We start from the raw sequence: 25727 nt of genomic DNA, 5'->3' as shown, positions 1-25727 counted from the left end.
TTCGATGGCCGCCAGCTTTCTTGCACGGTCGCGATCACGCAGGGCGTTCACAAGCCTGAGATCAATTCTCGCGCGTCGCTTTTGCAATTGCGATAGCAGATTCAAACCGCTTCCTCGTAGGCTCCCGCAATCGAGCCAAGCTGAAAGTCCGTGCAAAATGGGCAAGGACATCGGCTTCCGCCTTGCCTCTCCGGACAAGAGGCAAAGCCAGGCTCGCGAGTTCAATGAGAGGAATGTCTCGGTGAGATCGCCAATCCGATCGGGCCGGTCGATACGCAACCAACTGATCAGTATCCATCGTTTCGTGGAACACCACGTTCCGGCCATCTTCTTGCACCGATGGATGACGATCGGAAATTGCCTGCGTGACGATATCCTGAATAATCCGGCCTGCCCGCTCCTTTTTGTGAGCGCGGGCGATCCTTTCAATCAGGATGTCTTCATACATTGGCGCCTCGGCCTGAAGCGTGGCATCGATCAACCTTTCAAGTCTTGGCTTATACTCTGGCTGATAGATCTGTTCGACCTCTTCCAATGGAACAACCAAAGAGACGATTTGGTATTCGGTGCCGATTTCGATTGCAGGAGGCGAGTAACTTTTCTCGCCATCCTCGGGGTTGGAGGGGCGAACCACGGCGGCTTTGTCGACGGGCCCCGCTATATCGCCATCAGACAGGACATGCAGGCCGCGCCCTGCGCTCTTGACCAAGCCCTTTGAATGAAGCGAATTTCCGCGAGAAGGGGAAAGGGCATTGTTTACCAGTTCTTCCCACTTCTCCTCGCCCGGGCGAAAGTTTGCGGTTGCCCGATCTGCGTCGGACAGAGCCAAGACGCCCACAAGCGCCCTCTTTAACTCACCATTGGACCAAACGCGTTTATCAGACATCAGATTGAGAATGGCATTCTGAACCTGTGACTCGGTGACACGCGTCAAGTTCACATTGGAATCAGGCGCTTCGGCGGCGCCAAGGACATCCGTTTTTTGAGCTGGCTCCGGCCAAGCATCAGCGGTTGCACCACCATCAGCCGGTGATTGCTCTGCCGCAGGTACAGGCTCGGTGTCATCAGGCCAAGGAAGCCGCCAAGTCCGCAATTCCGTATGACGGCTTATCCATTCTTCGCCATCGTTGACCGGTTTAATTCCGCGCGCGGCAAGAAATGCGGCAACTTCATCGACTACTGCCTGCCGATTGCGAACGAAACGCGAGGCAAAACAACGCCAGATCGTCCAACCGGCACGCTCAAGGATACGCTGGCGCATCATGTCATCTGGCCATTTGTCGGGCCCGTGGTAGCGATCCCCGTCGCATTCGATGGCAATGCGCTGGTCATTGTCACCCTCGACCACGAGATCGATTCTGAAGTTTCCGACACGGACCTGAGTGTTGACCCGGAAGCCGCGTTCGCAAAGCAAGTCGAACATTTCTCGCTCGAAATCGGATTCACACCGATCACGCCGATCCTTCAGGTCGGATGTTTCAGCCGGGTAGGGGCATCGAAAATGCTCCAGGAGGGATCGACGCAGCTGATCGCTCGTGCGCAGCTGATCCAGCTCAACGGAGCGAACAAGGTAGGTTCGATCTCGAGCTCGCGACAAGGCGACGTTGAAGCGCTGTTCATATCGATTGCCTGAGAGCGGGCTATCCTCCCGCTGTGCCACCAGCGAGACGAACATGATGTCCCGTTCATCACCCTGGAAAGCGGTCGGATCACCTACCCGAATTGTGTGGCGCTCCATCACCTCAGTTCCGAGGCGCTGCTCGATCTCCTTGTAAATGTGCGCGGCTTGGTTTTGACCCAGCAATGTGGTGACGCCGATCGTTCGCTTCGACATCCTTTCGTCGTCCGCGATCGCCGCGATCTCGGAGACGATGAATTCCGCCTCGGGAACATTCACGTCTCCCTTGCGGAAGCCGTCCTCCACGAAAACGTCAATCAAAGGCGGATCCAGCCGTTCGGACGCCGTCGGCAATCGCAGCGGCGTCAGCCGATGGCCGTAGAACTGGCCTTTTGAGAATTCGATGATCGGAGCGACACAGCGGAAATGCTCCGTCAACATGATGGCGCCGCCAGCGAAAACGACCTTGCCGAGGTCGTATAGGGACTGCTCTTCCCGCAAGCAGGAACGATAATCCGCTACTTGGGCCCCGAGGTGCCTGCTGGCGAGTTCATCAGCGCGGGCCTGATCGCGCCCAACGAGCTCGGGGCTTACCTGCTTGTCATCGCCCACGATGAGGATCTTCTGGGCGCGTAACAATGCCGGAAGAGCTGCCACGGTTGACTGCGAAGCTTCATCCACGATGACGACGTCAAACAGGCCAAGATCGGCAGGCAAAGATTCCGACACCCGGTAGTGCGGCATGATCCAGCAAGGCAGAGCCCCCTTGGCGCGATCGGACGCAGCTCGTGCCTCCCGGCGATATCGCCCTGCCCGTTTGCCCGTGCCTTTGCCGATCCGGCGAACTGCATCCGCATAGGCCGCCAAAGCAGCCTTCACGCCATCGGTCGCTTTCCGGCTTAGCTCGAGCCAGGTCCGCAATTCGATCGAACGTTCGTAGGCTTCCTTGAGCAGGGCCTCCTTTTCGGCTCTCTCAGAGCCAAGTTCCTGCAAACGAGCATGACGATCAATGCGTGCAAGCCAAGTGCTAAGTCGCCTGAGCTTCCAACGTTTGACCCAATCACCCGGGGTGAGGCTGTCTTCCATGCCTTCGACTGGTTCGGAACGGAGTGCCTCTGCCCAACGAGAGCCGCCCGATGCCGAAATGGTTGTGCAAACGGTCTGGATCGTTTCGAAAGCCTCTGAAAGACCTTCGATGTGAGCAAGTCTGAGGGTCAGGTCTTGCCATTCCGAATGGAAGGCTTCGGTAGAGACATCCGGGTTGCCCAAAGCGCGCACTACATAGTCCTGCAACTCGCGGGCAATGTCGCCACCGGCCGATGCTAGGGAAGCGATCAATTTGGAGCGTATGGATTCGGCGCTCTCGAGCCGATATTTCAACCGGTGCGTCTCGACCACCTCACGCAGCCTAACGGTGGATGGGCTACCCTCCGATACCGACAGAGCCCAGCTGGCAATGATCTTCCGCGCCCGGCCATCGACAAGCTGCTGTTGGGTGACAAGCGCGCCGACATTTTCGAGGTGTTGCTGTTGTGCGCGCATGCGCTTCGCAATCGCGAGGCCATCCTGATCGATCTGGTCGCCCACGCCCAACGAAACGAGATGGTTCCAGGCTTGGCGAAGCTTGCGCGAGCGTTTGATACCGTCGATGAACCGTTGAATCTCGAGCCATTCGTCCGCGTTTCGCGGAGCCTCGCCAAGCAACGTAACCTGCGCCAGCTTTGCCTTGACCTTCCCGGCGAAGAGACCGCCGACAAAGCCTAATGCCGCTTTACCCTCACAAAGTCTCTGCAACGCTTCAAGCAGCTTTTCATCGTCGAGCGCGTCATCTGGCATATTGATGGGCCGGGTTAGGAAGTGGCTCCCTTCTAAGATAAGGTAGTCGATCTCTGGCTGGAGGCGGGCAATCGCCGCCAACATGTCTTGGTCTTCGCCGGTCCTAGCGCCGCGAATGGCATCCGCCGTCCACGTATATGGTGCCGATGACACTTTCGTATCCAGGGTACCAAGTTCATCCAGCTCATGCGCAAGATCGGCCAATTGGGCTTCAGCTTCCCCTTCCGCTATTCTAAGGTTCGGCAACGTACCTGCGGTGATCTGTCGGCGCAGTTCTTCGGCCCGGGAGAGATCGCGGTGAACGGGCAGCAGGCTGTCAATGGAAGGCAGGCTGGCTAATTTCGGAATGGGAACGCCCAAATACCCGATGTCCTGCCCAACTTTCCGCCGCGCCTGTCTGAGCGCCACGATGTCGCTATCGTTGAAACGGGGAGCGTTTTCGGGCTCGGCATCAACACTATCCGGCAACCAATTTGCCAGTTCAGGTTCGACTACCACCATGCGCGCCGCCCGCACGGGTTCGATCGTTTCTCCCTCGAGCACGACGGGCGACACTGCCGTTCGCCCTATCGTATCGACTTCATTGTCAATACGGGCGAGGCTGCGGTGCAGGTTGTCGATTTGATGATCGAGGTCAGAAATCTGGCGCTCAAGCTCATGGCGGCGTAGCCGCTGGAGCTTCTCAGCAATGATATCGACCGACTCCTGAAACTGCTTCAGACCGTCGCGGTCGCTGTCGAGCAGGCTCACCGCAAGCGGTCGCACCGCCTCAGGCAGCTTGTCGCGCAGGACACGCAAGGCGGGTGCCTTTTGGGAGGTGACGAGCACCCGCTTACCCAGCGCAAGGTAATGGCTGATGATGTTGGCGATCGTGTGCGTCTTGCCGGTGCCCGGTGGCCCCTGGACCACGACGCCCGGGCGAACTTCGAGCCGTTGCACGACCTCCACCTGCTCGCGATTGAACGGCTTGGGAAAGAACAGGTCCCTGCCCGAGCCGTCCGACGAGGTGACGCCGGGAATGGTCGATATACCACGGAATTGCGGGTATTCGGGTTCTTCGATTGTGTCGGACGGCTCTACCAGTAGGGCGGCAACGGCGGCAGGGAGATCGGGGGCCTCCGAGCCATCCTGTATGGCCGCCCGGAAGCGCCGGAGATCTTCCATCAGCTGCGTTGCGCGCCGTTCGCGCTGGAAGAAGGCGAACGCGGTGCTGACCTGCAAATGCGTGTCGACCGAGGGTATCCGCCGCGCCTCGGCCGGATTGGCATCCGGCACATAAATGCCATCTGGATCGAACAGGGCCGAGGCCTGGCGCAACACGGGCTCAAAGCTTTCGAGTGCAAAGGGAGAGAGCGCCACCTCGTCTAGTGCCGCTAGGAATCTTTCCGTGGCTGTGCGCCATTGGTCCAGCGCGTGCAGTCCCATCCGGTCGAGTGGATCGATCTCAAGGCCGGGATCGGCCTCAAGGCGTGGACGCGCTTCGATGCAATGGGTTTGCTCGTCGAGTGAGAGCTCCATGGTCATCGACAGCAGCGGATAACGCAAACGCTGGCCGTTGCGGAACAGCGTTGCAAAGCCAATGCCGCATACCAGTTCGAGCGGGACGTCGCTTACACCTTCCAACTGCTGGCGCAGCATATAAAGGGCGTTGTACAGCTTGATGGTCTCGCGGCGGGGCTTTTCGCGTTCTGCCCATAATCTCCATGCCCCTTCCAGCCAGGCATGGAAGGCCGCTTCGACACTGTCTCGGCGCTCATAATCGGACAGGGCGATGTGTTCCGGCGCTTCTTCCGCGTCAAGCAATTCGAGCGCGACAAGGCCGGCTGTGGCGATTTCCACCTTGAGTGATGGTATTGCTGCTACATCGTCGCGCAGGGACAGCCACAGCGCCAGTTCCTGATCCGGTGGCGCGGGCGGCGCAATCTTGGCGAGCCGTTCAACGCGCAGCCAGACGGGATCATCCCCGGACCCCCGATCGAGCGACACGCCAGGCAGTCCGGCAACCTCATCTTCCGTAGCGACAAAGCCGCGGTGGCTGCGGTAATCGAGTTCGACCTTCAGTCGGTCGCGCTCGGTGGCCTCCACATAGTCTATCAGGCTTATCAAACGAGCATGCGCGGCCGTCAGCTCCGGTCCTTTCGTTGCTCGGGTGGCCATCATTTCATTTCCAACTTGCAAATCATCTTGCTCTTCTGACGAGAAGTTCTGAAAATTCTCCATATGGGAGTCGATGCGCGCGACAATGGAGCGCGCCACGGGGTGCCGGAATCTGTGCAATTCGCCTCTTATGAGGCCCAGACGCTCGTGATCATCGTAATGGAAATCGACAAGGTCTTCGATGGCGCGGAGATTTTCTTCAATCGCCAAGGCGGCAGGCAGCCCCAAAGCCTGCATTGCAGCTATGATGTCAAATCCGCTCATGGCGTCGCAGCCCCTTCCGGATTGAGCCGGAAAAGGCGGGGGTGGATATCAATTACCCGCATCGAATGTAGGTTTGTGATTATTGATAGCCCCCAAGATACCGTTATCAATTCGCAGTCATGTTCATTTTTCGTGACGCGCCACAACGTCGTGTATTTGGTTAGGATCGAAGGCGACATCCCAAGACCACTCGCCAAATCCACCGCTCGAATTTACCGCTTGAACCCACTCGTCCAAGGCCTCTCGTTTGGCCTTGTTCTGCTCGCTGTCTGTTCCCTTGATCTCTAAGGCGAGTGTCTTTCCATTCGCCAGCCGGACGATGAAATCGGGAATGTATCGGCGGCGGGATCCCTGCCAGAGATAGTGTATCTGAAAACCAAGGTGATCGTTCTTGGCATAGGCAATTACATCGTCGCGGCTTTCAAATACGTTCGCGGCATACTGCTCCCAAGCGGAGTCCCCCACGACGTGGCTAATGTGTGACTTGCCAGTCGGCATGTTTGGCTTGGTTGTGTACCACGCGCGCATCTGGCCGGTGCTGCCAATGGGGTTCTCTTCGTCGAATACCGGCGTCAGAACCGTTGTGTTCTGCTCGGTCACGAACCGGAGCACGTGCCGCACGATCAGGTCGATGTTGAGCGCGATCAGAATGCGGCGACGGACCGGATCGCTGTGGAACAGCGACGGGATATTGATCTTTGCAGAGGGTAAGAAGGTTTCAACCAGCCGGATAAGCTGGAGGACAAGGTACTCCTCATTACCCTTGAAGTTGGCCTTGAGTTCGGCAAACGCCTTGCGCGCCGCCACGAATGTCAGGCGCTGAAGACGGAACTCTTCCGGCAGCAATGATAAGTCAATTGCCGTCACTTTGCTCATGTCCGCTGCACCGCCAAGCGCAGGGGCAATCTCGGCGCTAATGACGGTGGCAACCGGATCGAGCGGCAAAGGCTCGACCTTGGCCCAATCAACGGTGAGTTCCGGTTTTACCACGGTCTCGATGCGAAGCACGTTCGGCCAACGCAGTTCCAAAGAAGCCCGGTCAGGCACCACGTCAATCTGAGTGCTGGGCTTGGGCGGCGGCGGGGCATCCCCGCCCTCCCCCGGCTCGTAGATCGAAAGCGGCACGCCGAAGACGTTCACATATTCAGGTAGGAACAGCCCGTCATCGTCCTTGTCATAGCCGACACGCCGTAGGCCGCGGCCGATGACCTGTTCGCAGAGCAGCTGTGATGTAAAGGCACGCAGACCCATGATGTGGGTGACATTCTTCGCGTCCCAACCCTCGGACAGCATAGCCACCGAAATGACCTTCTGGAGATTTTGGCCAGCACCGCCGCGCTTGCCGACATTATCGACGATCTCCCGCAGCAATTCTTCTTTCTTCATTCCCCAAAGCTGCTCTTTCCGTGTCTCCGGGATGGCAGCCTCGTTTATCACTTGCTCTAGCCGGGCCTCGTAGCCCTTGTCGGCCCCGGCAGTTTCCCCAACCTCAGCCTTCTCCATGACGCGGGAGTCGACCCGCAAGGTCTTGCCAGGCGCCTGAAGCTCCGGCCAGTGGCAATCACCTTGATTGAAGAAGTGCTCGATACGCGCAGCCGTTTCGGTCCGGTTGCACACAGTGAGCATGACGGGCGGTGAATGGTGCTTGCTATCCGCCCACTGCTTGGCTGTCGCGCGCCAGTCAGCACCAAGGATCGTATAGGCGTCCTTGACTAGCTTCGGCAGCGCCTCATGTGCCTCAGCTTTGCGGTTCAGATCCTCTGCTACCGCCGGATCGCGATAGATGTGGTAGAGCTTGGAGCGCAACGTCTTAGCATCGGGCATGGCATCGTCCCGCACCACGACACGCGGCGTTTTCACGAGCCCCGCTTCAATCGCATCGTTAAGGCCAAAATCGGAAACGATCCAATCGAATAGGGCGGTGTCGGTACTAGCCTTGCCGGTCGGCGCGAATGGGGTGGCGGACAGGTCAAAGCACCGCTGGATGCGGCGGGTCTTATGCAGCCGGTCTAGTCCCTCGATCCAGCGAGTGGCCTCGTCAAGATCGATCCCGGCCTCTTCCGCCTGCTTCTTGCTGATCTTCACCTCGGCGGGCTTGCGATAGGCGTGGTGTGCCTCGTCATTGATGACGACGATATCCTTGAAGGCAGCGAGTTTGCCCAGGACACGGCGGGTAAATGCCTCGTCGGTCTCAGCGCCCTTCTTGACGACCGAGCGTTTGGGTTCGGTGGCTGGCATCAGCGTGTGCCAGTTTTCGATCAGGACTTCGGCCTGGTTCAGCTTCTGGCGCAGCGCTTCGGACGGGCACAGATTGAACTCGTCGTAGTAGCTGCCGGCGCTGGGGATCAGCACTTGAAGCCGCCCCTTCACCGTTAGGCCCGGGGCGACGATGAAGATGGCCCGGCTGAAATCCTTGTTTCGCTTCGGATAGGTCAGCGCGTTCAACACCTGCCATGTGATGATCATGGCCATCACCGTCGTCTTGCCCGCGCCCGTCGCCATCTTGTTGCACAGGCGCTGCCATGCACCGCCGTCGCCGGGGACATGGATGCCTTGTTTGTATTCCTCCGCGCCTTCAAGCCACCAAATCAGCGTCTCGATGGCCTCTAGCTGGCAGAAGTAGAACGGGTATTCCCGCGCTGTGTTGTCATGCCAGTGTTCGAGGAGGCGGCGGGTGACGATCGTCACGCCGGGGTAGCCAGCTTCGCGCCATTGATCGACGCGCCCACGGATCGTCTCGACCAGTTCCAGCTTCTCGGTTCGCCGGGTGTTGTTCCGAGCATCGAACACCTCGTAGCTGGCGGGGCGGCGCTCCGGAATGATTTCCAGCGTGCCATCCTGCTTTGGTGCCCAGTGTTGCTGGGGGCATACAAACGGCGTGTTGATGATGAGCGACTTGGGCTTGGTCACCGCCGTCACTCCAAGTTCATGATCTTGAGTGACTCGATGCCCCGGTCATCGACAATCTTGATCGCGACCCGGCGATGGTCCCCGGCCTCGAAGGGCAAGGAAACCGTGCCATGGAATTGCTCCAAAAGGTCCTCGTCCAATTCGGCGCGGATTGTCTTTTTCAGGCGGTTCCAGCCATCTTTTGCGCCGGCCATCGGGAAGAATAATTGATGCGGCATGAGGCTGCGCCCATCATAGTCGGTATCCAGCGACCACATGGCGATCTTGGACTTGCCACCTGAAACCAGTGTGCCCTCGCGGGGATCGAAGTAGTCGAAGCCATGAACCTCGACCTGCCAATTGTCGCCGACCTGCTTCAGCTCCACCTCGGGTTGCCCCATCAGCCAGAACGATTGGTTGGAAGAACGGGCCTTCTTTAGATCCTCGGTCAACAGGTCGGTGTTCATTTGGGCCTTGAGCAGAGTGACGCCGGGCCAGTTGGTCTCGTCGATATCCTTCGCTGCTTCCGGATCGAAGGTGAAGGCACAGAAAACCACGAACTTGGGCTTGGGCACCAAGGTCTGCGCGTCCTCGATGGCGCGCTCTACCTGCTTCTGCTCAAGCGCGGCGTGTTCTGGCCCGAAGCTCACGACGACCCGTTCCCCGCTGTCCAGAGTGCCCGACGCATGAAGATGCTTGACGCCGGGGATGGCTTCGAGATCGGTGAACTTCAGCATGGCCCCGCCCTTTGCGCGGATCCCGGTGCGGATCAGTTCATCGCGCCATTGTGTCTGGCGGGACGTTTCGCCAGACCTCGCGACGGTGGCGTCAGCCTCTTCGGGAGGGGCTGATTCATCGAGCGATAATACGGTGGGCGCGGGAACGGCCTCGACGGAAAATGGGCCGGTGATCCGTAGGCGGCTCTTGTCCACTTCGGGCTTGTCGTAAAGCGTTTCCTGTTCCGCATGGTCCTTGATCGACTGATCCATCGCGGCCTGCATCGCCTGCCGGGCCATGTGGAAAGCGGCGAAGGACTGCTTGGCTGCTTCCGGCCAGCCGGTCGGGAAGTCGAACGGCACTTCCCATTCGTCCAGCCGTTCGCCGGAGGTAAAGGTAATGGGGTTGCCCTTGCGCGAGCCTTGCACAGGTTTGATTGGTGCGGGTGGATTGGCGAGCAAGGCGGCGTTCAACGAGTCCAGCGCTGCGGCGATGGCTGGGTGTTTCTCTTCGTAGATCGTGTCGATATCGGGATTATTGGCGATGCTCTTCAAAGTGATGTGTGGGACAGTCTCATAAACGAATCCGCCCCTCAGCCCCTCGTGCGGATAGCGTAGCGCGAAATAATCAAAGCTCGCCGTCATCAAGCGTTGCTTGGCCAGCGTGGCGGCAACACGGCTGGTGTCGCAGGTGATCCAGCGGCGCCCCCACCTCTCAGCGACGAGAGGAGTTGTCCCCGAACCGCACGTTGGATCGAGTACTAAATCGCCGGGATCGGTGGTCATAAGGAGGCACCGTTCGACAATTGTTACGTTTGTCTGGACGACATACACTTTCGGATCAGCGAAACCCGAGGTGCCTGTGTCCGTCCATACATTCGTGTAGGGAAAAACCGGAAAGTCATCCAAATATCGGACGTAGCGAAGCGTATTTCCGACGAACATCAGCCTGTTCGCCTTTCCCAAACGTGGCATGCCCTCTTGGCCGGTTTTCCAGTATCCTTTTCCGGGGACGACCTCTTTTCCCTGCAATTTTACCGGGAAATCACCGGGCGGTTTTTGACTGCGAGCGTCACCGTGACTGAAAGGTCTGTCCGACGGACTGAGCTTATGAACACCGATGGGCTTTCTCTCACCCCGATCATCTTCATAGAGGCTGTATTGTGAAGCGCCTGCTCCGCCCAACTCCTTTTGGATGTAGAGGCTGCGGTATTTAAGTGAGCCCAAGTCCTTTGCATACCAAAGCAGGTAGTCTGCTACACCTGAAAGCGTGAGGCTAGAAGCACCGGTCGTTTTTGCGACTGTAATCTGCGAAACGAATTGGCCTCTACCGAAAACATCGTCGAGAACTGCACGAACCGTGTGAAGATTTTCATCGGAAATCTGCACGAACACGCTGCCGCTCTCATGCAGCAGTTCCTTGGCCAGAAGCAGCCTGTCACGCAGATAGGTCAGGTAGGAGTGGATGCCGAGTTCCCATGTGTCGCGGAACGCCTTGATCATCTCCGGTTCTTGCGTGAGGTCGGCATCATCGCCGTCCTTCACCTCACGCTTGTTGGTGAACGGCTGGAAATTCGACCCGTATTTGATGCCATAGGGCGGATCGATGTAAATCATCTGCACCTTGCCAGCCATCGACTCCTTGTGCAGCAGGGAATTCATGACCAGCAGGCTGTCGCCCGCGATCAGCCGGTTCGACCAACCCTTCTCATGGTGGTAGAAGTCCAGCGCTTGACGAAGCGGCAAGTTCTCGAACGCGGCCGCGAACAGGTCTGCCTGTCGCCATGCCTCGCCCGCCTTCTCGCCCTTCAGCCGCTTGCGCGCATTGGCAAGGATCGTGGCCGGGTCCACCCGCTCATGGACATGCAGCGACACGGTATCGACCGCGAAGCTTGTCCCCTCGGCCTTGCCCGCCCAGTTGAGATACGGCTCCTGGAGCCGCTTCAGTTCCACCAGCGCATCGCGCATCGCATCAGCATCCCCAGACGCCAGCGCATCGTCGATCAACTTCTCGACCACCCCGCGCTGGCTGTCGAACATCAGTTCTGGGTCGAGGTGAGGATCGTACTTCCAGACGGTCTTAGGCTGATCCGGATCGTTGTCCGGATGCACCATACCAACCTCGGGGTTGTTCACCCGCGTTTCTGCGTGACGATAGCTCAGCACCTGCATCGGCCCGTCCGATTTGCGCACGACCTTCTTTTTACCGCCGGTCTTGGGGGCAGCAGGCGCCGAAGCCTCTTGCGCCGTCAGCGAGAAGCCGTCCCCATCTCCATCGTCAATCTCGTCCTCGTCGTCGTCGAGCCCCAGCAGAAAAACTGACCCGCCGCGGCCGCGACCTTTGCCGAGTATGCCATCCGCGATCAGCCCGTCTCGGATGCGCTGGTATGCTTCGTCACTAAGGTCAGGTACTGATTCGCGCATAGCCGCAGCCAAAGTCAAATTGCCGACTGCTGATCCATCGTTTGGGACGATGGCCAATAGAAGTTTGCGGAGAGAGTCGGTCATTTGATTTCCCAAGTCAGTAAACTGCGCGTGCAGATCGAAATTCGCTCGTTCTTCTAGCTGTATTATTCACAGCATAGCGCTGTTAGCGTAGGATCTGTCATGCTTCCCCCTATATCCCGACCAAATTGAATAGAACCAAATGGATAGATAGCGCCTTCGGCAATCCCATAAAGTGCAATCTCGCCTTCCTGTCACCTCAGATCTGTACTCGAGTTGCAGTCAAATGCCGGAATGCCCGATCGCGGCACGTCAGCAGGATCACCTGCATGCGTTGGGAGGCTTCCTCCAGGATTTCCGTCATCAGATCGAGCCGGCCGTCGTCGGAATAGACCAGCGGATCGTCGAGAATCAGCGAAACCGGTGTTCCCTGCTCCAGCAGCATGTCGGCAAAGGCGAGGCGGGTCAGGACCGCCAGCTGCTCCTGCGTCCCCTTTGAGAGCGTTCCGCAGGCTTCGCTCAGACCGGATCGCGTGACCGAGGCCAGGCCGAGCTCTTCATCGAAGCTGAGGTCGGCGCCGGGAAACAGGCGCTCGACATGCACTCGGGCGCGTTGGGCCACCGGGCCAACAAAGGTCCGGGATGCCTCAGCGCGCGCCTCGTCCAGCACATCCTTGAGCAGTTTGATCGTAGCTGCCTCTTCGTCGAGCCGCGTCAGCGCCTGTGTTGCGGCGTCGGCTTCTTCGGCTGCGGCCGCGGCCAGGCTCGCCAGGCCCTTGCCGCCCTCGCTCTCAATGATCGCCTCAAGGCGCGCGATATCCTTTTCGAGGTCGCTCCGACGGGTTTGACCGGCCCTTGCCCGGCTATCGATCGTTTCGATCTTGCGGTTGATCGCCTGCACATCATGAGCCGTGGCGTCTCGCTTCGCTTCGGCCAGTTTGACAGCGGCCTGGACAGCATCTTCCCGGGCTTTGCCGATGGCGTCGGCAAGCCCGGCAAAATCGGATTTTCCTTCGATCTGAGCGATGCGATCAGACGCATGGGTCTGATCGCGCTCGGCGCCCGCCTGCTCGGCGGCCAGCGGTCGGTCCTTATCCTCTATTTCACGGAGATCCTGAACGGCTTGGTCGTGCAGCGTTTCAGCGCGTACCGCGGCAGTTTCCGCCTCTTCCACGCTGCGGGTGAGCTGATCGGTCGAGATCTCGTCTTCATCGGACGCCGACGATTCCGCTGGGACACTGGCCACGAACAGCTTGAGCGCATCAGGGCCTGCCGCAAGATCCAACAGCGGCTGCGCCGGCGTGAGGCCGGTGATCTTGGTTTCCAGCAGTTGGACGGTCCCCTGCGCGTCGCGCGAAGTATCGTTTCGCGTCCGCGCCGCAGCGAGGTCGGCCACATCCAATTCGGCCAGTTCCAGATCCTGTCGCTCGAGCAATTCGGCGAGGCGGGCTGTCGCGCTGGCCGCCGTTGCCGGCGGGCGGATGAAGAGGATGCCGTCACCCAGGGCAATCTGTGTCTCACCGGTCAAGGTGCGCGGGCTATTTGGTGTCAGGGGCTCGCCGTCCATGGTGATGCCCGTAGCGTCGCCCGTAAGCTCGATTGTGGTAGCGCCAGCATTGACGGCTGCCCGCGCCTCCGCGACAGCGCGGTCATTGGCCTCCAGGCGAGCGAGCGCCTCAGCCGGAATGACCCGTGCGGCCTGATTGCGAGCATCGACCAGTCGCCTTTCAAGGTCGAGTAGATCGGTGCACCGCTGGTGCGCATCGGCGATCGCCGCGCGGCGCTGACGCCCAGCGAGACGTCCCTCCCCCTCTACAAGCGCCTGACGGGCTGTGGCGCGATCATCGCGCGCCTTGTCGAGCGCTGCCTTTGCATCCGCGACTTTCGTGCGTCCCGCTTCCAGCTGAGCTGCAAGCCGCTCGCGATCGGCGGTGATTGCAGCCAAAGATTCATCAGCGGCCGTCAGCGCTTCTCTCGCGGCCTCGTGCTGAGCATGCAGATCCTCGAGGCGATCGAGGTTCGTAGAGATATTTTCATGTTCGGCTTTGCGGGTTTCAAGAATCTGCGCGGCAGCCTTGGCTATCTCCAGAGACTGAACGAGATTCGCGCGCTGTTCTTGCTCGGTCTCGTCCGTCAGCTCCCGCTCGATAACCTTGAGTCGGCCGCGCGCCGTTTCTAGCTCGCTGAAGCTCTTTTCGAGCGCATTGAGCCGAACAGCCGCGTCCGCAGCGGTCTGCCGCGCCTGCTGGTCACGATCCCGCGCCGCCTGCCAACGCCCCTTCGACTGCGCCTTTCCAGTGGGCGTCCAGTAAATGTCATATTGCTCATCGATCCGCTTTTGGACGCGCTCATAGGCAGCGCCGCCGACGATCGTCCCGACCTCCGCCTCAAGCGTCGCCTGGATGCTGCTGCGCACGATGCTGCCGGGTGCCGTCACTTCGAGCGCCTGCGCCTGCGGAACCCAAAGCAGACCGAGCGCGCCATAGGTGGCCGGGTCACCGCGCTGGCTGCTATCCTTGACGAACCCAAGAAGTGCCTGCAGGCGATTCTCGGCCTCCTCGCCCTGCGCCCGACCCTGCGGCCCCGTGACTTCGACCTGAGGGCCTTTGAGAAAGCGCTTGGCGATTTTCCAGCTGTCGGCGCCAATATCGAAACTGACTTCGATCTCTGGCGCGACCGCCTCGCCATAAGGCGCAAAACTCTGGGCGAGCTGATTCTTCGTGGCGTGGCGGACGAAGAAAGCCGCGCGCAGGGCCTCAAGGATCGTGGATTTCCCACTCTCATTGGGCTCGATGATGATGTTGAGCCCCTCACCCAACCCCTCGATCGTCAGGGGCTCGCGGAACTTGCGGAAATTGTTGAGGCTGATCCGCCGGAGTTGCAGGCTCACGCTTGGCCTCCCCGATGATATTCGACAAAGAGCCGCTCCATTGCGCGCCGCGCTAACATGGCTTCGGTCCCGCCGGCCGCGATCGTCTCGGTGAGCTTCTCAGCCGCTATGCCGAGCAATCCCTCTATCTTAAGATCCGCCAAGTCCTGCTCGCCCGGCCGCCCGACAAGATCGTCCGCCCGGACATCCAAGAAGCGAAGGCGATGCCGGAGGTCATCTTCGAGCCGCGAAAGGATCTCGACGCGGTCGGCGAGGCTCGTAATGCCCGCCAGCGAAAGGCGCAGCAGCGTTGCCGCAGGATCGATAGCCGAGAGCAGCACGTCGCATTCCGCCGAGAAGGCAGCAGTGTCCTGCAAGGTCCAATCCCTGAGCAGCCATTGGAATCGGCCGGTGCGCACGGGTTCCACCTTTGGCTCCACTCCCGGCGCAAGCTCGATCATCAGAACATGGCCGGGTTCATCGCGTTGAAAACCGTCGGTTTCGGGGGTTCCGGCATACCAGGTGCGCGGATCGACCTTGAGTGTGCCGTGCCAATCGCCGAGCGCCAGATAGTCGAGACTGGACCGCTTTGCGCGATCCGGCGCGATCTGGTTCTTGGTCTCGCCGCGCGCCGTGAAATCGCGAATAGAACCATGTGCAAGGCCGATCCGCAGCTTCGCGCCTGGCGTTTCCATGCTGTCGAAAAGCTCGGTCGGATCGTCGAGATGGTGACGGTGGATGAGAGGTGCGGGTAGCAGCCAAACCCCGGCCTCCATCTCCTGCGCGACGGGCTCGGTGAGCAGGATGATATTGTCCGAGGCTTTGTGACGGACGCGATCCCACAGTCCGCCGTTGCGGGCATAGTCGTGATTGCCCGGGAGCAGCCACCAGCGGCAGGGATAGCGCTGCATCCGCGACACTGCCTGGACGATGACCCGGTCCTCTGGTCCTTCCGTATCGAAGATGTCGCCCGCGACAATCACATGCCCCACCTGCTGGGCGGCGGCGACTTCGCCGATCCGGTCGATGGCGTCGAAGCGCGCTTCGCCAAGCGCCGCGCGCACCTCGGGTTCGAACCGGCCGAAGGGCTTACCGAGCTGCCAGTCAGCTGTGTGGAGGAAACGCATGGATCAAGATCCCGTACTGGCGCGCGCAGAAAGCGGCGGAAGGGCACAGAGTGTGTTGACGAGCCGCATCTGCTCGATGCTGCTGCAGTTGGCCTCGCGCAAGCGGTCGCTACCAAAAACAAGCGCGAGCGCTTTGGCACGTGAAACCGCGACATTGATGCGGTTGAGCGAAAAGAGAAACTCCATGCCGCGGGCCGTCTCGTCGGCCGAGGAGGCCGTCATGGAGACAAGGCATATGGGAGCCTCCTGGCCCTGAAACTTGTCGACCGTGCCAACCCGGATGCTGCCGGGCAGCGCGGCTCGGAGCGCGTTGACCTGCGCGTTATAGGGGGCGACGACGATGATGTCGCCGGGGCCGATAGGGCGCGTGGCGCCGTTCTTGTCGGTCCAGCTCCCTTGCAGGAGATTCTCGATTGCCGCTCCGATCGCCGCAACTTCCTCAGCGGCAATCTGGGCATTACCGTCATGAGAAACCGAAACCCAATATGCGCCAGCCGTGGGCCAGGCCGTTCCGGTAACGCTCTGGCGCCCGGTATCGCTATGGCTGGCAAGACGTCCCTCGTAGACCTGGTTTGAAATGAAGTCGCAAACCGCGGGATGCATCCGCCGGGTCTCGGCCAGAAATATGCCCCGATCGGGCGGGACGGTGGCATGCTCGCCCAGCATCCACTCCAGGCATGACAGGTTGGCGGGCGCAGGATGTGCGCCCTGGATGACCTGAGGCAGCTGGCGCGGGTCGCCGACCAGCACGATATTGCGCGCGGCACGCCCCATAGCGACCATGTTAGCGAGGCCCACTTGCCCCGCCTCATCGACAAACAACCAATCGAAGCCCTGCAGATTCTCATCGCGCGCAAAGAAGAAGGCCGTGCCGCCCACCACATTGGCGCGGGCGAGGATCAAGTCGTCATTGGCCGTGGCGCGGTGAACGGGACAATCGCTGGCATAGCCATCGTCGCCGCCGGAAACTTTGTGGGCGAACGAGACAGGAAAAGTGCCGCCTTCTTCCTCGCGCGCCCGCAGGCAACCGAGCAGGACATTGCGGATCGCTTCATGGCTGTTCGAGGCGACGGCGACCCGATGTCCTGCTTTGACCAGCGCCAGGATCACCCGGGCCGTGACGTGTGTTTTGCCCGTGCCCGGCGGTCCCTGGATCGGAAGCAATGTCCGGTCCATGGCTTGCGCAGCGGCCATGGCGCCCGCCACCGGTTCCCCACCACCGAGAATGTCGCCGGCGATGCCGTTCAGACGTGGGGCGGCGCCCGACAGCAGATCATCGACGGCACGATAACGCCGCGGCCCGCATTGGTCCTCGATGACGTCGCGCACCGCTGCGGCCAACACCTTGGTATCGAGCGGCCAATCCGGATGCAGGGTCAGCCGATCGGTGAGGAGTTCGGCCCTCGCCACGCCCACCTTCAGGGTAATCGTGCATGCATCGCGATCCAGCGCCTCAATCGCAACAGTTGACGGCGGCCCATCAATCCCGGGCACAGTAGCCTTGCCGCCTTCGCGCAATTTGGTTTCCTGAGACGGAAAGCGATAGGTGCGCATCACCGAGCGCTTGATGGGTTCGATCCCAGATATCGCCTCGAGCCCCGCCAAGGCGTCGAGATCGTCGACAAGCTCTTCCTCATCGCGCGCCGCGCTGTCGAAAACCGTCCACTGGGCAGGCTTGGCCTCACGCTTGTGGAACAGCCCCAGGTTGAACAGCAATTCCTGACGCTCTGGGGTCAGAGTGGATGCGGCCAGGCGATCGCGCAGCGCTGTTGTTTCCTCGTCCTCGACGGCCTCCTGCTCGGCCGCGTCCTGTGCAAGCACGGGCCACGGACCATCGGGCCGGATGCTGACTAGCCAATCGCGCAGAAGCTGGGTCGACTGGCAATCGATCCGATTATAGTCCTCGATCTCGTCGAGGATTTGCTGATCGCCCGTCTCGCGCCAATTTTCATAAGCAACGACCGATCCGCCTGCTGTCTTGACCTCGCCCTCGCGCTTCAGGCCATAAAAGGCCTCCAGCGCCTTGATGGAGTAGCTCGGTTCGGAAGCAATGAGCGCGCCGCGCACGACCGCATAGAGGTCAACAAAGCGGCGTTCGCGCATGAGCCGGTCGAGAAAGGCCTCACCGATACCATAGCGCGTGGTGAGACGCCGCAAAGCGGTGATCTCATACGGCGCATAATGATAGATGCGGGCCTGCGGATAAGCCGTGAGCCGATCGCGAAAAAAAGCAAGCAGCCGTTCGAGCGCTTGCGCTTCGGCAGCATGGTCATGGGCCCAGAAGGCATGGAAACTACCATCGGCCCACACGCCGTGCAGATACTCAAGGCCTCCCTCATAATGGGGGTCGCCCTCGATATCATAGAAGAGATCGCCCGCCTGCGGCCGAGGGAGCAGGTCGAAGCCTTTGCCTGCCTGTACCGGGCGCAACTCGAAGGCGGGCTCGCCGGTTTTGCGCGCGTGCTGCAATCGTGCTTGGCCGACAAGCTTCTCCGCTGTTGCACTCGCAACGCCGCGCACCGAGCCGTCATGCCGTGCCAGCGCGGCCATAGTTTCGATGCCGGACGCCTCGAGCTTCTTCACTTGGCCGCGGGTAATATTGGCGACCTGGAACAAGCTGTCCTGGCTGGTGAGGACAGCGTCGCAATGATCGGCCCATCGGCACAGCGAACAATCCGCGCAGGGAACCGGCCGCGTCGGCCCGGGCGAAGCAACAAAGGCCTCGAGCTTTGCCCGCGCACCGCGCGCATAATAGGCATAGTCGGCCAAGCGCAGCGTCGCGCGCGTCCCATCGCCGAGCTGCACATGTGCGTGCTCCGGCATCACACCCTGAATCTCCGCCAAAAGGTCGGAATAGAGCACGAGCTGCAGCACATGCTTGGGGTGGGCTTTGCGCTTGAGCTTGGTGTCGGTCACTTCATAGCTGAACGGCCCCAGCAAGGACGGCCGTTCGACCCGTTCGAGAAAATCGGACCAGCCACCCCACCGCTCGGCCAGAAAAGCCCCTTGGAAGATGATCTGCGAGCCTTTCGCCAGGGCAACTCGCGTCTCGTCCGCGTTCTGGGCAAGGTCCCCACGCGCGATCTCGACTACCCCATGGCCCGCGTCCTTCAGAGTCGCCAAATGGGCGGCCTCATGAGCATCGCCCTGTTTCTGAAGCAGCGCGGCATCCTCGGTATCTTCCCGGGGGGTGAGCGGCTCGCCGCGCATATAGGCAAGATCGAGCGCCGTCGCATGCGCGCAGCCGACGAACCGCATCAGGTCCGTCGCTGAAAACAGGATGGTGCTCCCGATCGTCCTCACTTGGCCCCCTTCGATTTGCCCTGCGCCCCCACGAGGGAATCACCTCGACAGGCGTTACCCTGATCCTTAGCATGCGAGGGTGTCAATCTGTGACATGGACATACAATGACTTTCGCCAAGGCAAACGATCTTCTGCGCCTCGCCCAGCTCGCCGCCTCGCGGCGTCTGGGCATCAGCCTTGAGGAAATCTCTCAGGAATTTGGCATTTCGCACCGAACGGCGCAGCGCATGACCAGCGCGCTGGAGGATAATTTCGCGAATGTCGTTGTCGTGGAGGATGACGATCGCCGCCGGCGCTGGCGCATCCAAAGTCCCATCCCCGAGCGGCTGCAACCGCGCCAGGAAAACACCATCGAGGCTCTGGAAATCGCCGCCCGCGCGGCCCGCGATGAGAACCGGCTTCGCCACGCCCGCGCGCTGGAAGATCTAAGAGACAGCCTGATCACGCGCCTCTCCCCGCGCGACGCGCTGCGCTCGGAAGCCGATGCGGAGGCGGTACTATCGGCTTTGGGCCAAGTGGCGCGGCCAGGCCCAAAGGTCGCGATGAGACCTGAGGTCACCGACGTTCTGATCGAGGCGCTGCGCGGACCGTTCAAGATGCGCATTGTCTATGGCGACACCGATGCAGAAACCCGGACGGTCGAGCCGCATGGGCTCTTGCTGGGATTGCGCAGCTATCTCGTTGCGCGCCAGGCTGATCGAGGCGAGAATCTCCGCCATTTTCGCCTGGACCGCATTCACAGCGCCGAATGTCTCGATGAGAGTTTTCCCATCCAGTCCGGCTATTCCTTGAACGATCATGCGGCGCAGGCCTTCGGCGCCTATCAGGACCCCGCCCAATACGGTGAGGTCGTCTGGCGTTTTCTTCCCGACGCAGCCTCGCGCGCGGCCGAGTTCCAGTTCCATCCCAATCAATCGGCCGAATATAGCGACGACGGTAGCCTGATTGTGCGGTTCAAGGCCGCAGGCTGGCTGGAAATGGCCTGGCATCTCTATCAATGGGGCGACAAGGTCGAGGTGCTGAAACCGGCAGGACTGCGGGCGCTGGTCGAAGGCCATGCGCGTCCCGACTTCCCCGCGCTGCCCTGATTGATCGATTTGCTTCGCCGTCGATGGCGGCCTTTCAGTTGAGTTCGGCGAGGAAGCTGGTCGCCGTTAATTGTGCGTGATCGCTCAAGGGCGGGCGAAGCGTGAAGGCACTCGGCGCACGGGCGAAATTCCACAGCCGCATGAGGCACCATTCCTCGCGCCTCGTATCGGCGACGGCCAGCTCATTGCGAGAGATATGAAAGGGCGTGCGCTCCCATCCGTTGGTGGTTTTGACCTCGATCAGCTTCTCGCGCCCGTCCGTTTCAAAGCTCCGGATATCAAAGCCAAAACCATCGCCATCCTGCAAAGATGTCCAGCGAACTTTGTCCGCGAGATCGTCGCGGCCCGCGGCTGATAGATGGCTGCGCTCGTGATGCAGCACGCATTCTTCACCCGCCTTGCCAAGCGCCCGGTTGCGCGCATCGCGCTCGGCGACATCATATTTGCGGCCGATCGCGGCCATGAACGCTGGATCGATCGGCGACGGTTCGTTGCGCACCGTGGGCGGCGGCCCGATCCGCAGTGATCCTTGCGCTTCCGGTACGTTCAGCGCAGCTCGTGAGAGCCTGTCGGGAGCCAGCCATTCGGGCCGCGCCTCCAACCACCGTAGGACGCCATCGACCAGCGCATTCTGGAAATTGGCGGCCGGCTTGTAGCCCTCGATCCAAGGCTGACCAAGGCCGAGCAAGACCGCACTGATATTCTGATGCTTGAACTCGATCGAGCCCTTGCTGCGGTCGATCACGGCCTGAAGATCGCGGTTTCGCGCTGCTTTATTGAAGGAGCGGCCAACCAGCTCGTCGGTGAGCATGGCGAAATAGTCGGCGACGATGTGATCAATTTCCTGATCGGACCAGACTTCCGCCACGCCCTATTCCACCACCGGGTAGTTCGGCATTGGCCATTCATGCCCGGCATTGTCCATCATGAGATCGATGAAGATCGGCAGCAAGCAGCCGAGCAGCGCGGCGCCATCCCTGACTTGGGCGCGATTGACATCGCTGTTCCATGTCGAGCCGCCATGCACCAGTTGGTTGCGCAGCACATAAAGCCGGTCGAACAGGATCGAGAGTATTTTCGCCGTGTCATGATCGCGCAGTGCGGCGCCTATCGCTGTCCGCGACCGCTCGAGCCTGTCAGCCCAGTCGGCATAGCCGGACGCACCATTGTGGTGCTGCCAAAAGGGATGGAAGACATAGCGGTTTGCGAGCAGCATCCGGATTTCCTGAGGGAAGCGCTGCCAGACCATGTCGTAGATCCGGTGCTTGCCGTCATAGCCCACAAGGGTTGCGAAGAACGCTTGAAACAATCCCCGCTCGCCATCGGGGATACCGACCACACGCGATGCTTCCACATCACCGGCATAGGCCGCGTTGAACCCAATCCACAGCAGAATGAAGCGCACGTCCTCATCGCTCTCCTCGGCTTCGGCACGGCGCAGCCATGACAGGGCGCGATGCACCCTGAGCGTGAGCGGCGTGGGAAATCCTTCGCGCAGCTGGCGCTGTTTGTCCTTCAAGGCTTCATGATGCAGCGGGCTGCCGGGCGGATAGCGATAGGCCATGACCAGCATCGTAAAGCCTTGCTGGTCAGGCTCAATCCCTCTCGATCAACGGCCTCGAGATCGTTGCAGCGGCGGTCGTTCCTTGCCGGGTTCCTGCCGCTTCCGGCCCGACGGCTCAACTGCCCGGCCGGACATGTCCCGCACCTTGGCTGCCTGGAACTGCCGCCCCGCCTGCAGATGCGTTTGCACCTTGTCGTTTGCCACCTTCATCACCCTGGCAACCGCATCCGGATTGTCGAACAAGGCCGCGCGCACCACCGTCTCAATCACGCGAAGCTGGCTCTGGGCCGCCCGCGCATTTTTCTCCTGGCTTTGCTCCGACGATGTTTGCCTAGAAGCCTCATCGGCCTGGCGGTGGCCGCGAGCGGGTTCGCGCGATGCTGGCGCCGTGACGGCAGGGGCGATGCTGTTGCGGCTTGCATCGCGCCGGACGCGATCCAGCTCCTGCAGATCCCGTTCGTTCGGCCGATATCCCCGAACTTCCAGACCGTGGCGACTGGCTTCGAGCCACGCCGCCCTTCGGAACGTTTCGCTGCCAGTAACATGGACGTGCGACCACCCGCGATGGCGGGCGATAGCAACGAGGTCGCGCACGATCTCTTCGCTTTCGCTCGAGGTGATGAGCCGTCTGCCTTGGTCGCGAAACGCCGGTTCCTTGGCCTGCGCCGTCGTAAAATATGCGGGCTCGCCCGACCATTTGCTCGTCGTGGAGAAATAGCGCTTCCGCAAAGCCTCGGGAATGGCACCGGGCGACGCCGCTTGGAGGAAGGACGGATCTACCGATTTCACCTTCTTGGTTGCTTCGGGTGACGATTGCGGCGCTTTCGCAGGCTTGGCTCCCGCGTCCTGCGCGATCGTATTGCTACGCTTGCCCGCATTGCGTGGCTTCACAGGTTTCTCAGCGGCCATGGTCTGCCCTTTCCTGCATGACGGGTGAAGATGACGGCTCTGCCGGCTGCACAAGCGCCCTCTCGATCATCGATGACACGAAAGCGATGGCCGCTGCCTCATCGCCGGGCGGCGGCAAGTCAGTCAGGTCGCCTAGGACCAGCATGTCATCGGTAATCTGGGCCGCGCCCGCCAGTTCACCCTCGGTCATTTCCCGCATCTTGGTCTCCTCCAGCAAGGCCCCGCCCGTGCTCTTCGCCGTTGGCCCCTCCGCGACATTGTAAGGGGGCACCATCTGATGCTTGCCAGGCGGCAGAACCGTTGGGGATAGTGCAGCGGGGATAGGCCGCGACGGCAGAATGGGCGGCGACAACACGCGCCTTGTGAAGCGCGGCATTCGGTAAAAGGCGATCTTCCTACCGCGAATGGGTGCAATGCCGCCGCGCAGCAACAGCAGCTCGGTCTTGGGCATCTGCATCAGCTCCTGCGGCAGCAACAGCGCACGACGCTGATCGGATTCCGATATGCTGCGATTGGCCAGCAGCCCATGGATCGTTCGGCTGCGCGATTTTACATTCATCGTGAAGAAGCCGAGCCGTTCGGAAAGCTCGTTCGCGACCTTCAGCTCCTTGGGCGTGAACACCACCTCAAGGCCGCAATTGGCGATGATTTCGTCGGTAACATCGGGACCATAAATGGCCCGCAGCTGCGCCCGGCTCTGGATCACCGGCAGCAGACGCAAGCCATATCCAGCGACATAGGAAAAGCCACCCGCGATGACCGAGGCCTTCCCGAGCCTTGCGAATTCATCGAGCAGGATCAGCACTGGGACATTGCTGGCAGCATCGGGCAGATCACGCGTGTTGAGATCCACCAGCTGCTGCAGGAAGAGGCTGTAAACCGGCGCGATCCGGTCGATATTGTCGGGAGAGACACCGAGATAGATCGACATGCGCCGCGCCCGGACTTCGCGCAGATCGAAATCGCTTGCCGATGTCGCCGCATCGACCACTGGGTTGAGCCAGAGATTGAGCCGCGCCGTGATCGTCTGCTTGATCCCCGAAAAGGTATTGTCCGAAGCCGAGGCGAAATCCTGGATTGCCGAGACGCAGGCCTGACTTAGGCGCTGTCCTGCCCCCCTCGCCTCTTCCAGAGCCTTGGGAAGGTCGCTCTTGGGATCGCCAGTGGTGAGCCGTCGATAGATCTCACCGATCGTAAAGGCCATGCCAGGATTGGCAGCAACGAGTGCGCCGACGCCGATGAAGGCCGCGCGCGCCGCCTCGGCCCAGAACGGGTCCGATCGTTCCGGCGCAGGGAAGAGCATGACTGCGATTTTCTGAAGCTCGTTAACGACTTCGGTGTCATCGGCTCGCCGGATATGGGCCAGGGGATTGTACCGTGCCGTCCGGCCCTCTGGGTCCAACGGATCGAAGAGGTAAACGGATTGGCCCCCCCGTTGGCGATAACCGGCGCTGGTACTCCAATTCTCCCGCTTCACATCCAGCACGACGACCGAATCCGGCCAAGTCAGCAGATTGGGGATGACAACACCTACACCCTTGCCCGCCCGCGTCGGCGCTTCGAGCAGGACATGCTCGTTCCCGCCGAAAATGAGGAAGCGTCCTGCTTTCCGTCCGACGACAATGCCAGATGGGGCGCGCAGCCCTTCGCGTCGGATTTCGCCCTCGCGCGCAAACCGCGCCGTGCCGTGCAAGGCTGGGCCTCGCCGCAGGATCGTGAGGACAAGAAGCGTGACCACGGCGGCGCCAGCCATCGCTCCCCGCTTGATCCAGTTAGCGAGCAGCGGATCGCCGCGATAATACCAGAGCCAGGCCGGCAGAGTGTCGAGATCGATATTAGGTCCGATCTGCCCGAGCCCGAACAAGGCAACGAACAGGGTGATGACGGCCCACAGCAGGATCGCGCCAATGGCGCCCAGGCCGAGTGTCCAAGGATTACGCCGCGGCAGCATCGCTGGCCTTCGGCTCGAAATAGACCTCTTCGACTTCGAAGCGCCCGCTGTGGCGCCGCGTCTGCACGACCACGTCGACCAGCATGCGGAGCAGCCCGCGAATATCGTCGCGCGCAAGATCGCGGCCGCCTTCCGATTCCTTCACCAGCAGCGTTAGCTGCTCGAACGCGCCGGCGGCCGAGCCGGCATGGACCGTGGTGATCGACCCGGGATGCCCCGAATTGACGTTACGCAGGTAGTAGAAGGCGGTGCCGTCGCGTAGTTCCTGCAGCAAGATCCGATCAGGCCGCATGCGCAGTGCGCTTTCGAGCAGCTGCTTGGCGCCGACCTTGGCCAGCCCCTGCCCTTCGCTCGAATAGATCATGTGAACGACGTTGCGATGAGGCACGACGAGTTCTCGGGTGTCCTCGATGGTGAGCAACCGCTCCTCCGGGGGGATAAGCTGGATGAGCGCTTTTGCGAGGGTCGTCTTGCCCGAGCCGGTGGCACCGCTGACCAGTATATTCTTGCGCGCAGGGACGGCGACCTTGAAGAATTCCGGCCAGTCGCCTGCGTCGCGCAGCGCCACTAACCGCGCATCGACATCGGTGAGGCCCTTGGCGCTGGCACGCGTCGTGCGGAAAAGCCCGGCGCTAGCCAATTGGTCGATCGGCAGGGTCACGGTCGACGGTTTACGGATCGTGAAGGAAGGACAACCGCTTGGGGTGACCGACGGTATGACGATCTGGCAGCGCTCTCCGCCCGGAAGGACCGTCGAACAGATCGGGGACTGACCATCGATGTCCTGGTGCGTGAAGCTCGCCGCAGCAACGGCGAGCGTCCCCAGCCAGTCGCTGTCCAGCTCCGGCATCTCCTGCCAGCGCCACCCTCCGCGATCCTCGATCCCCGCTTCTCCCGGACGGTTGATCACCAGCTCAGTGACATCTTCCGGTTCCAGAAGCGGCAGGAGCGGCGCCAGATAGTGGCGAAGGACGGCGGTATCGCGCATGG

General features: G+C 60.9%; 12 protein-coding genes. 1 reads left to right on the top strand and 11 read right to left on the bottom strand.

All coding sequences use genetic code 11. The features are described from left to right. Positions 1-61 precede the first annotated feature (61 nt). The 6 genes from HUK73_RS16115 to HUK73_RS16090 form a co-directional block, all read right to left on the bottom strand. A complete protein-coding gene (locus HUK73_RS16115; protein ID WP_176593060.1) occupies positions 62-5875 on the bottom strand; it encodes a DUF3320 domain-containing protein in 5814 nt (1937 codons plus the stop codon). 123 nt (positions 5876-5998) lie between these two features. Beyond that, the gene (locus HUK73_RS16110; RefSeq protein ID WP_176593059.1) at positions 5999-8785 is read right to left on the bottom strand and encodes a BPTD_3080 family restriction endonuclease; all 2787 of its coding nucleotides are present in this window, start codon (positions 8783-8785) and stop codon (positions 5999-6001) included. Between the two features lie 5 nt (positions 8786-8790). Continuing rightward, positions 8791-11988 (bottom strand): site-specific DNA-methyltransferase, encoded by a 3198-nt coding sequence (locus tag HUK73_RS16105; RefSeq protein WP_176593058.1) that lies wholly within the window; start codon positions 11986-11988, stop codon positions 8791-8793. 196 nt (positions 11989-12184) lie between these two features. Next, complete coding sequence (locus HUK73_RS16100; protein ID WP_176593057.1) at positions 12185-14815, bottom strand: AAA family ATPase; 2631 nt, start codon at positions 14813-14815, stop codon at positions 12185-12187. Next, positions 14812-15921 (bottom strand): DNA repair exonuclease, encoded by a 1110-nt coding sequence (locus tag HUK73_RS16095; RefSeq protein WP_176593056.1) that lies wholly within the window; start codon positions 15919-15921, stop codon positions 14812-14814. The genes HUK73_RS16100 and HUK73_RS16095 overlap by 4 nt, the downstream gene beginning before the upstream one ends. Before the next feature lie 3 nt (positions 15922-15924). Continuing rightward, positions 15925-19224, bottom strand: a complete 3300-nt coding sequence (locus tag HUK73_RS16090; protein WP_176593055.1) for a TM0106 family RecB-like putative nuclease — start codon at positions 19222-19224, stop codon at positions 15925-15927. A 105-nt stretch (positions 19225-19329) separates the two neighbouring features. Between HUK73_RS16090 and HUK73_RS16085 the strand changes: the two genes are divergently transcribed. Next, on the top strand, positions 19330-20313 hold the full coding sequence (locus tag HUK73_RS16085; protein ID WP_176593054.1) for a YafY family protein: 984 nt from the start codon (positions 19330-19332) through the stop codon (positions 20311-20313). A gap of 34 nt (positions 20314-20347) precedes the next feature. Here HUK73_RS16085 and HUK73_RS16080 read toward each other — a convergent pair whose 3' ends face one another. The 5 genes from HUK73_RS16080 to virB11 are packed head-to-tail and all read right to left on the bottom strand — an operon-like array spanning position 20348 to position 25725. Beyond that, the gene (locus tag HUK73_RS16080) at positions 20348-21181 is read right to left on the bottom strand and encodes a DUF3883 domain-containing protein (RefSeq protein ID WP_369805533.1); all 834 of its coding nucleotides are present in this window, start codon (positions 21179-21181) and stop codon (positions 20348-20350) included. 3 nt (positions 21182-21184) lie between these two features. Then, a complete protein-coding gene (locus tag HUK73_RS16075) occupies positions 21185-21877 on the bottom strand; it encodes a HEPN domain-containing protein (protein ID WP_176593077.1) in 693 nt (230 codons plus the stop codon). A gap of 45 nt (positions 21878-21922) precedes the next feature. Next, complete coding sequence (locus tag HUK73_RS16070; protein ID WP_176593053.1) at positions 21923-22786, bottom strand: LPD7 domain-containing protein; 864 nt, start codon at positions 22784-22786, stop codon at positions 21923-21925. Beyond that, entirely contained in the window at positions 22776-24737 is a 1962-nt protein-coding gene (locus HUK73_RS16065) for a type IV secretory system conjugative DNA transfer family protein (RefSeq protein WP_176593052.1), read from the bottom strand. The genes HUK73_RS16070 and HUK73_RS16065 overlap by 11 nt, the downstream gene beginning before the upstream one ends. After that, positions 24721-25725: a P-type DNA transfer ATPase VirB11 gene (gene virB11, locus HUK73_RS16060; protein ID WP_176593051.1), complete on the bottom strand. Its 1005-nt coding sequence runs from the start codon at positions 25723-25725 to the stop codon at positions 24721-24723. Before virB11 ends, HUK73_RS16065 begins: the two co-directional genes overlap by 17 nt. Positions 25726-25727: the final 2 nt, after the last annotated feature.

It is taken from the genome of Sphingobium sp. EM0848 (assembly GCF_013375555.1).
Taxonomy (GTDB): Bacteria; Pseudomonadota; Alphaproteobacteria; order Sphingomonadales; family Sphingomonadaceae; genus Sphingobium.
Note: the sequence above shows the minus strand (reverse complement) of the source record. Positions and strands in the feature narration are given on the sequence as shown.

What these genes read in the sequence shown, in the direction of transcription:
- HUK73_RS16065 (WP_176593052.1), bottom strand. Translation starts at nt 24,737, where the DNA reads ATGCTGCCGCGGCGTAATCCTTGGACACTCGGCCTGGGCGCCATTGGC.
- HUK73_RS16085 (WP_176593054.1), top strand. Translation starts at nt 19,330, where the DNA reads ATGACTTTCGCCAAGGCAAACGATCTTCTGCGCCTCGCCCAGCTCGCC.
- virB11 (WP_176593051.1), bottom strand. Translation starts at nt 25,725, where the DNA reads ATGCGCGATACCGCCGTCCTTCGCCACTATCTGGCGCCGCTCCTGCCG.
- HUK73_RS16075 (WP_176593077.1), bottom strand. Translation starts at nt 21,877, where the DNA reads ATGGCCTATCGCTATCCGCCCGGCAGCCCGCTGCATCATGAAGCCTTG.
- HUK73_RS16095 (WP_176593056.1), bottom strand. Translation starts at nt 15,921, where the DNA reads ATGCGTTTCCTCCACACAGCTGACTGGCAGCTCGGTAAGCCCTTCGGC.
- HUK73_RS16105 (WP_176593058.1), bottom strand. Translation starts at nt 11,988, where the DNA reads ATGACCGACTCTCTCCGCAAACTTCTATTGGCCATCGTCCCAAACGAT.
- HUK73_RS16115 (WP_176593060.1), bottom strand. Translation starts at nt 5,875, where the DNA reads ATGAGCGGATTTGACATCATAGCTGCAATGCAGGCTTTGGGGCTGCCT.
- HUK73_RS16070 (WP_176593053.1), bottom strand. Translation starts at nt 22,786, where the DNA reads ATGGCCGCTGAGAAACCTGTGAAGCCACGCAATGCGGGCAAGCGTAGC.